This window comes from Ferruginibacter albus (genome assembly GCF_020042285.1).
GTDB lineage: Bacteria > Bacteroidota > Bacteroidia > Chitinophagales > Chitinophagaceae > Ferruginibacter > Ferruginibacter albus.
In genome coordinates, this window is the sequence record NZ_CP083388.1 from 478,117 (window position 1) to 490,263 (window position 12,147).

A 12,147-nucleotide genomic window follows, 5' to 3' on the forward strand; every position below is an offset into this window, starting at 1 on the left:
TGAAATTATAAGGCATAGACAATTGGCCAATCCCAATTAGTAATTCTAAAATGATCTTATTCATCTTCTCTTCTGAAAATATCTTTAAACAAATTAGATTCCGAAAGCTCCTCAATATCACTTAGCTCTAACTCCAGTGCCTTTGTACTTTTATTGATCTCGATTAAAGAAAGCAGCAATGAAGAGAATAAAGTTACAAGGCTAACCCCGAAAATATAATGCGCCCAATGCAGCCAACCTTTGTAAATAGCATAGATACAGAATATGCATAACAAAAAGCTGATCACACTAAACATCTGCATATAACGTATCAGGTTAATACGGGAACGCAAATTTTTTATCTGCCCGATAATATGTTTTTCTTTTGCACCACCTAAATATTCATCGTGTAAAGCTCTTATACGTGCAGAAAGTGCTAAAAATCGATTGGTATATGCCAGCATTATTAATGTAATAGCAGGGAAAAGTAATGCCGGTGTGTTAATTGTGATCTCCATCATACTGCCAAAATACTAATTTTTAAAACTTAACGGAAAATTCAGTTTAATACCAATGTTTCGCCCCATGTTATAAATGCCCATGTATTTTAAGCGGCTTAAATGATCCTGGTATACAACATCAAAAATATTATTGGCAAAAATGGAAAGATTAAAAATTGTTTTTCCTTGCTTATTGTTGAAGCCTGCACCAATGCCGGCATTTATCAAGGTATAGCCTGGGGTAGGTGTTTCTGTATTGTCAGTAAGGTACACCCGGTCTTGCGCAGCATACCAGGCCGCCTGCACTTTTACAAAAGCATTTGTAATGTTTGATCGTTTGCATTCAAAATCATAACGTAGCTCCGATGTTCCATGTAAAGGAGGAATAAAGGGAAGATATTTATTGCTGTCTGACTGTAACCTCGGATCTATATCTTTTGTTAATCCGTATACAGCAGAAATGCTGTTCTCAAAATGTAATGACTTTAATGGATGTATATCAATGCTTAACTCTCCTCCATACAACTGCGCTTTTCCTTGTTGAAATTGATAGGTTTGATTGCCTGCAACTATAACAGAATCGTTACCCGTATAGCTTAATAAACGTTGATTAAAAATATAATTAGATATAACGTTATTGAATACACTAAAATTGATGACCAACTTTTGAGAACTATAAGTCAGCCCTATATCCTCCTGCAAACTAAACTCAGGTTTAAAATCAGCATTACCTATTTGATAAATATTGGTTCCCGGGTGAACACCATTGGAAGATATCTCCGAAATGTTGGGCGCCCGGTAGCCTCGGGAAATATTTGCTTTAACAGCAAATTGGTCGGAGAAATTATAGGTTGCGCCAATGCTTCCTGAAAAACCTGAAAATGTATGATGGTATTTATAAAAAGGATTAGATGCTCCCACTGTATCTATGCCATATACGGGTTTATCAAAGCTACTAATGGCATCGGGTTTTGTGTACAGGGCATCATTATTAAAAGTACGAACATCATAGCGAATGCCACCTGCAATATCCAATTTGTCAAATGTTTTCTTCAGCATGGCAAAAGGCCCGATATCAAATTGATTGTAGGAGGGGATGATGAACTCTGTTCCATTAGTAACGATATTGTCCTGGTACATTCCATTAGCCCCTACCGTTAGGTTCCATCCGTTGAATTCAGGAGCAAAGTATTTTACATCGTAAGAGTAAGTATTTAATTGTAAAAATAACCCGGGTACGGTTTGATAGGGAACTTCGGGATGACTATATTCTCTGCGAATACTTCTTTGAAAGCCTCCGTTTATGGTAAGCTTTCCCTTACCCAATGAAAAGCGGTTAGTTGAATAGATTCGGTAATGTTGTACGTGCTGATGCAAAGGTGTTATTGTATAGGAACTTAATTCATCATCCGGAACTATTCTTCGCACTGCGTCATCTTCTGTAATTTGTTGAGTAAACTTTCCGGTAGCTGAATCCCTGCTGCCATCGGGAATTTCCTGCAGATCATCATACAGCGAAAGGCTTAAATGCGAATAACCCCAACTGCCATGCAATCCTAAATATAAATTGGCATCGGTTTCGTTAAACGCTGTATTGTAAACTCTGCCATCCATTTTGTTTTGATAATTTGTTGCCTGCTTATGTGATGCACGAGCGATCCACTCAAATCCATTTATACCTGTAGCACCTAACATAGCAGAACCACCAAACATTCCGTTATTCGTTTGATATTGAGCGCTAATATTTCCCATCATTTTTCCTGCAGGAGCAGGTTGCGTGGGAATTAAATTAACCACGCCTGCTAATGCATCTGAACCATAGGTTAAGCTTGCCGGACCTTTAATTACTTCAATTCTCTCAATAGCATCATCATCTACCTCAATGCCATGTTCATCCCCCCATTGCTGTCCTTCCTGCCGAACACCATCAAACAAGGTTAGTATGCGGTTATAGCCCAGCCCGCGAATAAAGGGTTTAGAAACATTTGGACCCGTAGTCAATGCGTTTACTCCCGGTACTTTTGCAATTGCATCAATTATATTGGTGCTCAAATTTTGTTGCAGGTATTGTTTATTTACCGTTATTATCGGCACCGGGCTTCGCAGTACTGACGTGGCTTTTGATGTACCAGTAACCACCACTTCACTTTCTTCCACAATAGATGTATGCATTTCAATATCAATTATCGTATTCCCATTGACAGTTATTGATCTCAATTGCCTTTTGTAACTAATGCTTTCAATAACTAATAAGTAATTTCCCTGGGGCAGGTTATTAAACCGGTAATGCCCACCGGTATCTGTGATAGCAATAACTTTTAGATCGGGTATACTGACTGTGGCGCCTGCAATTGGTAAATGCGTGCTGCTGTCGCTAACGGTGCCGGTTAGGGTATCTTTCACCGCAGCGAAAGAAGTTTGCAAATAAAGTAAGCCAACAAATAACAACAGTAGTTTTAAAATTCTCATGACGTAGTTTAAAAAAATGCAACAATATTGCAAATATATAAATAAAAAATGCAACAATGTTTAAATTTTGTTAAGCCAAGGTTATTCTAACGGTATATTATATGCTATATACTATCGGCATAATTAATTAGCTTTAACAAAAAATTACACGCTTCATTTTTATTTACTATAAATGAATTGGCGTTATTTGGTAATAAACTTTTAAATATGGAAACCGCAAAACCCAGAGTATTATTATGCGAAGATGACACAAACCTTGGCATGGTATTAAAAAACTATCTTGAATTAAACGATTATGATGTAACGTTAGAAAGAGACGGAAGGCTGGGCCTTGCTGCATTTCAACGTGAAAAATTTGATATATGCCTGCTGGATGTAATGATGCCGAATGTGGATGGATTTACATTGGCAGAAGAGATAAGAGATATTAATCCCGATGTGCCGCTTTTCTTTTTAAGCGCTAAAACAATGAAGGATGATATTATCCAGGGCTATAAACTGGGTGCAGATGATTACATCACTAAACCTTTTGACAGTGAGGTTTTATTATTGAAAATAAAAGCTATTCTGAAACGTAACGAAGAGTTACATAAGGAAGAAGTAAATGCAGAATATGATCTCGGAAAATATCATTTCAATCCACGTTTGCGTGAATTGATTTTTGAAGGAAAGGTGCAAACGCTTTCTCCAAAAGAAAACGAATTATTGAAGATGTTGAGTGAATATAAAAATGATCTGTTACCAAGAGAAACAGCATTGAAAAAGATCTGGGGAAGCGATACTTACTTTAATGGACGTAGCATGGATGTGTACATTGCCAAGCTGCGTAAATATTTAAAAGAAGATACTTCTATTGAGATTGTGAATATTCATGGCAACGGTTTTAGATTGGTAGTATCATAAGAGAATATCAAACATTTAGTATAAAAAAACTGCGACAGAAATGTCGCAGTTTTTTATTGATCTTACATTAAGCTTTTTTGCATCTCTTCTTGCTATCAAAAAATATTATTTAAACAATGTATTTGCATTACCACCTCTGTGCGGCATTTTTCCTAAATGCTTATATGCTTTTTCAGTAGCTTCTCTGCCTCTTGGTGTGCGCATAATAAAACCTTCTTGTATAAGAAAGGGTTCATACACTTCTTCCAGTGTGCCTGTTTCTTCACCAACAGCAGTAGCAATAGTAGTTATACCAACAGGACCACCTTTGAATTTTTCTATTATGGTGCTAAGAATGCGGTTATCCATTTCATCCAGTCCATGCTCGTCCACATTCAATGCTTTTAAAGCATGTTGCGTAATTCCTAGATCAATGTTGCCGTCATTCAGTACTTGTGCAAAATCTCTTACACGACGCAAGAGCCCGTTGGCGATTCTCGGTGTTCCCCTGCTTCTTCCTGCAATTTCTGCAGCAGCATTTTCTTTTATAGAGGTATTTAAAATTTTTGCAGAGCGCAGAATTATTTTCTGTAAGGTTTCTGCATTATAATATTCTAATCTTGATTTAATACCAAATCTTGAGAGTAAAGGAGCCGTTAATAAACCACTTCTTGTTGTTGCTCCTATTAAAGTAAAAGGATTAAGGTTTATCTGTACGCTTCTGGCGTTAGGGCCGCTGTCTATCATTATATCGATCCTGAAATCTTCCATGGCGGCATATAAATATTCTTCCACTACAGTACTTAAACGATGTATTTCATCAATGAACAATACATCATTGGCTTCGAGATTCGTGAGTAATCCTGCCAGGTCTCCTGGTTTTTCAATAACAGGTCCGCTTGTTTCTTTAATATTTACACCCAATTCATTGGCAACAATTCTGCTTAATGTTGTTTTTCCCAAGCCGGGAGGGCCGTGAAATAACACATGATCCAATGCCTCACCTCTTATTTTAGCTGCCTTTATAAATACACGAAGGTTTTCTATAGTTTGCGGTTGCCCGGAAAACTCTGCAATATCTTTCGGACGAATATTGTTTTCAAACTCCTTATCGGCAGCAGTTAAGTATTCTTTATCTGTATTCAAATTAGGATTTGCCATTGGTATTGTAAAACTAATCAAATTGTATGAACAACGATTTCAAATCATAGCTCGTCATTGGTAAATCGTGGTTTAAACTTTCATTTAACCATTAATCAAAACAAACCGTAAATTAGTAAGGCTTATTAATAGCTTTGTGAACTATATGTCGCGGGAAAATTTTAAATATTGGATTTGTCAAATTGTTGGGTGGGGTGCTTATGCTGGTATCTCCATATTTTTTTATCTCACCTTATCTACCCGTAAAATTGATAATTTCTTTTTGCTGGTGGCAATAGATATTTTGATCGGCTTGGGAGTTTCGCATTTAATGCGAATGGTTATCAAAGAATATAAGTTTCTACAAAATTATATACAAAAGCAGATCGTTTTATTCGGAATCACCATCATTGTTTTTTCAGTGGTATATGCGTGTGCTGACGTGGGTATAGAAAAACTCTTAGGGGTAAAAGATACAATGGGAGAAAATATTTCGGTATGGAATGAAATAGCCCGCAACAGTATCAATAACTTTTTTATTCTTTTTATCTGGAACCTTATTTACTACACTTATCATTATATTGAATTTAACCGTTTACAGGAGTTAAATACCTTAAAGTTGAAAGCATCTGTAAAAGAGCTTGAATTAAAAACGATCAAATCACACATCAATCCTCATTTTATATTTAATGCGCTGAATAGCATAAGAGCTTTGGTAGATGAGAATCCGGTGCGGGCAAGAACTGCTATTACCGAACTAAGTAATATCCTGCGCAGCAGCATGCAAACAGAAAAACTGGAAACGGTTCCTTTAGAGAGAGAGCTTAATATCGTAAAGGATTACCTGGCATTGGAACAAATGCGTTTTGAAGAAAGACTGAAAGTGGAATTAAAGATCGATGAAGACACATTGGAACAACCTGTGCCGCCAATGATGTTGCAAACACTTGTTGAAAATGCTATTAAGCATGGCATCAGTAAAAAAATGAATGGAGGTGTCATTCGTATCATATCCAGTTTTAAAAACGATCATCACGAATTGATCGTGCAAAATACGGGACAACTAAGCGGGCATTTTAACGAAGATGGATTTGGTATTCGCAGTACACAAGACAGGTTGAATCTTTTATATCACGGTAATGCTGTTTTTTCATTGACTAATTTAAATGATGAAATGGTGCAAACGAAAATTGTAATTCCTGTTTAATAATTAAAAATCAATTATATGCATAAAGCGATTATTATAGATGATGAACGGCTTGCAAGAAATGAATTGAAGAAATTATTATTGGATTTTCCGGAGGTGGAAGTGATTGACGAGGCTACCAATGCAACAGAAGGGTTTGAAAAAATAGAAAAGCATAATCCCAATTTGATTTTTTTGGATATACAAATGCCCGGCAAAACAGGTTTTGATATGTTGATGGAATTAGAAAGAGCTCCACACGTAATTTTTACTACTGCTTATGATGAATATGCATTAAAGGCGTTTGAGGTGAATGCATTGGATTATTTAATGAAGCCAATTGAGCCCCGTCGCCTAGCGGATGCGTTACAAAAACTGCAACAGGTAGAAGAAAAAGAGAACGGTGTTTTCAATAGAGGGATTTTAAATGAAAATGACCAGGTGTTTGTTAAGGATGGAGAACGTTGCTGGTTTGTAAAACTGGCAGAAGTGCGTATGTTTGAAAGTGTAGGTAATTATGCAAAAGTTTTTTTTGCAGGGAATAAGCCTTTGATTTTAAAATCGTTGAATGCGCTGGAAGAAAGATTGGATGAAAAAATATTTTTCCGTGCTAATAGAAAGCATATTGTAAACCTGCGTATGATTGAAAAGATAGAGCCTTATTTTAACGGTGGGCTGCTCCTGGATCTGCAGGGTGGTGAAAAAGTAGAGGTGAGCAGAAGGCAGGCAGTTAAATTTAAAGAGATGATGAGTCTTTGATCATTTTCTATGAGATGTAATAATACTAATTGCCATAGAACAAATACGTATATAGGTTTGCTCTTCCTTTATTTTACTGCATCTATTTAATTATTTCTGCCAAAGCACAACTTTCATAATAAAAAATCTCAAAATTTTCTGCATTATTTTTCCATTAATAAATTGTTCACAGTGCAGAAAAAAAATCGGAGCAAAAAAAATCTGTTGAAAAAAAATCACAATAGCAGGCTTGATGAGATTTTTACTTGTGCACAATCCTGTTAATAAGCTGTGGATTAAGTAATTTTGGAGTAGAATATGTAGTGGATAACGATTGTAAAACGTTGATATGTACACGCATGTTGATAAATCTGGAGTTTTTGATTTTATCTTAGTCGCCCTGCTTAAAAAAAGCAGCAGCCCAAACGAGATTTACTAACAACATTAAATTGAGACTGAATGGACCTTACTAACCTTAATACTGGCATTAAAAACAGGCGCAAACCTTCTTTGGATTTTGGCAATATGGTTTTTGGCAAAGTGCCCCCTCAATCCAAAGAGCTGGAAGAAGCTGTTTTAGGTGCCATTATGCTTGAAAAAAGCGCTTTTGATACCGTTATTGAAATTTTAAAAACCGAATGTTTTTATGTTGAGGCAAATCAACGCATTTTCAAGGCAATGCAAAGTCTTGCGCAAAAAAGTTTGCCAATAGATTTGTTGACGGTAGTAGAAGAATTGAAATTAAAGAACGAGCTGGATATTGTTGGCGGACCTTATTATGTTTCCAAACTTACCAATGCAGTTGTTTCTTCGGCAAATATTGAAGCGCATTCCCGTATCATTCTTCAAAAATTTATTCAACGTGAATTGATCCGCATCAGTGGTGAGATCATCGGCGATGCTTATGAAGATAGCACGGATGTATTTGATCTGCTGGACGATGCCGAAAGTAAATTATTCCAGATAACAAATAATCATCTTCGTAAAAACTTTGATGATATTAATACGGTATTGGTTAAAACCATTCAGCGAATTGAGGATATGCGTAACCGTGATGAAGATATTACGGGCGTGCCCAGTGGTTTTCCTTCATTGGATAAAGTCACTTACGGATGGCAGCAAACGGACCTGATCATCTTGGCTGCCCGTCCTGCTGTGGGTAAAACGGCATTTGCATTAAACCTGGCCCGTAGTGCGGCATTACATCCTACTAAGCCAACGGGGGTAGCTTTTTTTAGTTTGGAAATGAGTGCCGGACAATTGGTTCAAAGAATTTTGAGTGCAGAAAGTGAAATATGGTTAGAGAAAATTTCCCGTGGTAAATTAGAAGAGCATGAAATGAAACAACTTTATAAAAAAGGGATCGAACGTTTAAGCAATGCTCCCATTTTTATAGATGATACTGCTGCGCTGAATATTTTTGAATTGCGTGCTAAATGTCGCCGTTTAAAAAATAAGCACAATGTTGGTTTGATATTGATAGATTATTTGCAATTGATGAGCGGCGCCGGTGAGAACCGCAACGCCAATCGGGAACAGGAGATCAGCCGTATTTCAAGAGATCTGAAAGGATTGGCAAAAGAACTGCAAGTACCTATTATTGCATTATCGCAATTAAGTCGTGAGGTGGAAAAAAGAAAAGAAGGTAATAAAATGCCTCAGTTAAGTGATCTGCGTGAATCGGGTGCGATTGAACAGGATGCTGATATGGTAATGTTCTTATATCGCCCGGAATATTATGATATTACTGCCAACGAGTTTGGCGAAAGCAACAAAGGAGAAACGCACGTTCGTATTGCCAAGCATCGTAACGGTAGTTTGGAAACAGTGAAATTGCGGGCGCTCCTACACATTCAAAAATTTGTTGAAGATGAAGCTGACAATGGTTTTGCTGGGGAATTACCCGGTGGGGGCGGAAACTGGAAACCTGTAAAAACAGATGATGATAATGGTGCTAAACTATACATTCAAAAAGGAAGCAAAATGAATGACGGTGAATTTGATGATGAAACGCCGTTTTAATAATTAGCACTTAAAAATTTTTAGTAATCATTATTTGTTTTTATTGAATAATTAATGACTTCTCCTTTTTTTTACATAGATAATATTGATCCTAATGTTGTTGATGTTACTTTGAATGAAGAAACATCAAAGCATATCGTTCAGGTTTTGCGCATGCAAAACGACGAGCAGTTAAATCTTACTGATGGAAAAGGGCATCTATTTGAAGCAGTTATTACAAACAATAATAAAAAGCGCTGCGAAGTAAAGATCAATTCCAAAATTCAACATTCGCCGGCACAAAATCATTTTACAATTGCAATTTCTATTTTAAAAAATGCAACTCGTTTTGAATGGTTTTTAGAAAAGGCAACAGAGATTGGCGTGAGCGAAATTATTCCACTTGTCTGTAAAAGAACCGAACGCACACATTTCCGTTATGATAGAATGAATGGCATCTTGATCAGTGCTATGTTGCAATCGCAACAAACATGGCTACCTAAATTGCATCAGCCTGCTGAGTTTGATAAATTGCTGCAAAATAAATTCGATAACTACACAAAGCTGATCGCTCATTGCGAAGAGGAAACTAAACAATCCATCACCGATAAATTGATAAACCAATCAAATAATAAACTGATTCTGATCGGCCCAGAAGGTGATTTTACAAAAGAAGAGATTGAATTGGCTTTGCAGAACAACTTTGTTCCTGTTTCGTTAGGTAATACACGTTTACGTTCAGAAACGGCAGGGGTTGTAGCAGCTACGCTACTTTCATTATTATAATTCTTTTACGATGTTTTTTACAATGGCAGGTCCTTCATAGATAAAGCCTGTCCATACTTGTACCAATGATGCACCTGCATCCAGTTTTTCTTTGGCATCAGCAGCAGTAAAAATTCCACCGCTCGCAATAATGGGAATCTGCCTGTTCGTTTTTTTAGAAATGTATTGCACCATTTCAGTCGCCCGTTCTTTCACAGGAAGCCCACTTAGTCCGCCGGCACCGATCTTTTCGCTTTCTATTTTTGATTGCTGACTTAATTTGCTTCTATCGATCGTTGTGTTTGCAGCAACGAGTCCATCTAGTTTGATTTCTATAGCCAGATCAATAACATCATCAATTTGCTCCCAGCTCAGGTCAGGTGCTATTTTTAAGAGAATCGGCTTTTGAGTTTCAAATTTCAAATTTTGAATTTGCAAATTGACAAGTATCTTTTTTAATGAATCTTTTTCCTGTAACTCACGCAAGCCGGGTGTATTAGGACTACTCACATTCACCACAAAATAATCTACATAATCATGCAGTTTATTAAAACAAATTTCATAATCCTTCCATGCATCTTCGTTGGGTGTTACTTTGTTTTTACCAATATTACCACCAATGATCAAACGTGAAGTGTGAGGCGTAAGAACCGGCGATTGACGTTTCACATTTGTCGTCCATTTCTGAAGTCTTTCCACAATCACATCCGCTCCATCATTATTAAATCCCATTCGGTTTATAAGTGCTTTATCTGCCGGTAGGCGAAACAATCTTGGCTTATCATTGCCTGCTTGAGGTTTAGGAGTAACTGTTCCTATTTCAACAAATCCAAAACCCAATGCTTCCAGTTCATTTAAATAACGGGCATTTTTATCAAAACCTGCGCCCAATCCAACAGAATTTTTAAATGCAATATTGAATAAGGAATGTTGCGTATTTACTGTTGGCGTAAAACTTTTAGCAATGGTCTTTTTGGCAAGAGGAATTTTGCAGATAAATTTCAAAGAGTTCATAGAGAAATAATGAACTTTTTCTGGATCAAAGCAAAACAGAATAGAGCGTAGCAATTTGTACATAATGCCGCGAAATTAGCATACTGTTTTGGTTTTTGTTTTCAAACTTTAATTCTAACTTTGAATACAAGGTTGCATAAACAACTTTCGGTTTGGTTTGATTGTTATATGATAAAATAATTTTTTATGCAAGAAGCATATATTGTCGCAGGCTTTAGAACAGCCGTAGGTAAAAGTAAAAAAGGGGGATTTCGGTTTACCCGCCCGGATGACTTGGCTATTGAGGTTATAAGGGGATTATTAGCAAGCGTTCCTCAATTGGACGTAAAAAGAATTGATGATGTTATTGTGGGTAATGCAGTACCTGAAGCGGAACAAGGCTTACAGGTAGGTAGAATGATCTCTGCAAGGGCTGTCGGAATTCATGCAGCGGGGATTACTATTAACCGTTATTGTGCAAGCGGATTGGAAAGTATTGCGATGGCAACGGCAAAGATCCGTAGCGGCATGGCAGAATGTATCATTGCCGGCGGAACGGAAAGCATGAGCCTGGTACCAACAGCAGGCTGGAAACCTGTTCCGGCTTATTCTATTGCCAAAGAAGAGCCGGATTATTATTTGAGCATGGGATTAACAGCAGAAGCGGTGGCAAAAGAATATAATGTGAATCGGGAGGATCAGGATGAGTTTAGTTTTAAGAGCCATCAGAAAGCAGCGAATGCTATACAAAACGGTTATTTTAAAAGCGGTATTTTACCAATAACAGTAGAAGACGTTTTTGTAGATACTAACGGTAAACGACAAACGAAAAAATATATAGTAGATACAGATGAGGGAGTACGTACAGATACATCTGTGGAAGCGTTAGGAAAATTAAAGCCTGTATTTGCAGCAGGAGGAAGTGTAACGGCAGGTAATTCTTCACAAACGAGTGATGGCGCTGCATTTGTAATAGTTATGAGCGAACGGATGATCAATGAATTGGGATTGAAACCGATAGCAAGATTGGTGAGTTGCGCCAGTGCCGGTGTACATCCACGTATCATGGGGATTGGTCCTGTTGAAGCGGTGCCTAAAGTTTTAAAACAGGCAGGAATGAATTTATCGCAGATCGACCTGATCGAATTAAATGAAGCATTTGCTTCACAATCATTGGCAGTGATCCGAAAACTTGAATTAGATCCTTCTATTGTAAATATTAACGGAGGGGCTATCGCCTTAGGTCACCCATTAGGTTGTACAGGTTGCAAGCTTACTATTCAAATTATTAATGATATGAAACGTTTGAATAAAAAATATGGAATTGTAACAGCCTGTGTAGGTGGTGGACAGGGAATTGCAGGGATCATTGAAAATATAGATTAGCAGGTCTATTATAAATTTTAATGGCAAAGGCTTCTTTCTTTTTGCAGTAAACTTTTATTATTCCAAATTCCGTACTTTTATAAGGTTATTAATATCCATCGATTGTTT

General features: G+C 37.0%; 10 protein-coding genes. 6 read left to right on the forward strand and 4 right to left on the reverse strand.

Annotated elements, in window-relative coordinates:
- Positions 1-56: 56 nt before the first annotated feature.
- Both K9M53_RS02185 and K9M53_RS02190 read right to left on the reverse strand, forming a co-directional pair.
- Entirely contained in the window at positions 57-500 is a 444-nt protein-coding gene (locus tag K9M53_RS02185; protein WP_224017567.1) for a DUF2721 domain-containing protein, read from the reverse strand.
- Between the two features lie 12 nt (positions 501-512).
- On the reverse strand, positions 513-2,948 hold the full coding sequence (locus K9M53_RS02190) for a TonB-dependent receptor (protein ID WP_224017569.1): 2,436 nt from the start codon (positions 2,946-2,948) through the stop codon (positions 513-515).
- 207 nt (positions 2,949-3,155) lie between these two features.
- On the opposite strand from K9M53_RS02190, the gene K9M53_RS02195 reads away from it, so the two are divergent.
- Entirely contained in the window at positions 3,156-3,851 is a 696-nt protein-coding gene (locus tag K9M53_RS02195) for a response regulator transcription factor (RefSeq protein ID WP_224017571.1), read from the forward strand.
- Positions 3,852-3,956: 105 nt separating this feature from the next.
- Here the strand turns inward: K9M53_RS02195 and ruvB are convergent, their stop codons facing one another.
- Complete coding sequence (gene ruvB / locus K9M53_RS02200; RefSeq protein WP_224017573.1) at positions 3,957-4,991, reverse strand: Holliday junction branch migration DNA helicase RuvB; 1,035 nt, start codon at positions 4,989-4,991, stop codon at positions 3,957-3,959.
- Positions 4,992-5,136: 145 nt separating this feature from the next.
- Between ruvB and K9M53_RS02205 the strand changes: the two genes are divergently transcribed.
- The 4 genes from K9M53_RS02205 to K9M53_RS02220 all read left to right on the forward strand — a co-directional run bounded on the left by K9M53_RS02205 (position 5,137) and on the right by K9M53_RS02220 (position 9,681).
- Complete coding sequence (locus K9M53_RS02205) at positions 5,137-6,177, forward strand: sensor histidine kinase (RefSeq protein ID WP_224017575.1); 1,041 nt, start codon at positions 5,137-5,139, stop codon at positions 6,175-6,177.
- A gap of 18 nt (positions 6,178-6,195) precedes the next feature.
- The gene (locus K9M53_RS02210; protein ID WP_224017577.1) at positions 6,196-6,915 is read left to right on the forward strand and encodes a LytR/AlgR family response regulator transcription factor; all 720 of its coding nucleotides are present in this window, start codon (positions 6,196-6,198) and stop codon (positions 6,913-6,915) included.
- A gap of 438 nt (positions 6,916-7,353) precedes the next feature.
- A complete protein-coding gene (gene dnaB / locus K9M53_RS02215) occupies positions 7,354-8,916 on the forward strand; it encodes a replicative DNA helicase (RefSeq protein WP_224017579.1) in 1,563 nt (520 codons plus the stop codon).
- 54 nt (positions 8,917-8,970) lie between these two features.
- Positions 8,971-9,681 (forward strand): 16S rRNA (uracil(1498)-N(3))-methyltransferase, encoded by a 711-nt coding sequence (locus K9M53_RS02220; protein ID WP_224017581.1) that lies wholly within the window; start codon positions 8,971-8,973, stop codon positions 9,679-9,681.
- Here the strand turns inward: K9M53_RS02220 and K9M53_RS02225 are convergent.
- On the reverse strand, positions 9,676-10,737 hold the full coding sequence (locus K9M53_RS02225; RefSeq protein ID WP_224017583.1) for a quinone-dependent dihydroorotate dehydrogenase: 1,062 nt from the start codon (positions 10,735-10,737) through the stop codon (positions 9,676-9,678). The genes K9M53_RS02220 and K9M53_RS02225 overlap by 6 nt on opposite strands.
- Before the next feature lie 123 nt (positions 10,738-10,860).
- Between K9M53_RS02225 and K9M53_RS02230 the strand changes: the two genes are divergently transcribed.
- Positions 10,861-12,039 (forward strand): acetyl-CoA C-acyltransferase, encoded by a 1,179-nt coding sequence (locus K9M53_RS02230; protein ID WP_224017587.1) that lies wholly within the window; start codon positions 10,861-10,863, stop codon positions 12,037-12,039.
- Positions 12,040-12,147: the final 108 nt, after the last annotated feature.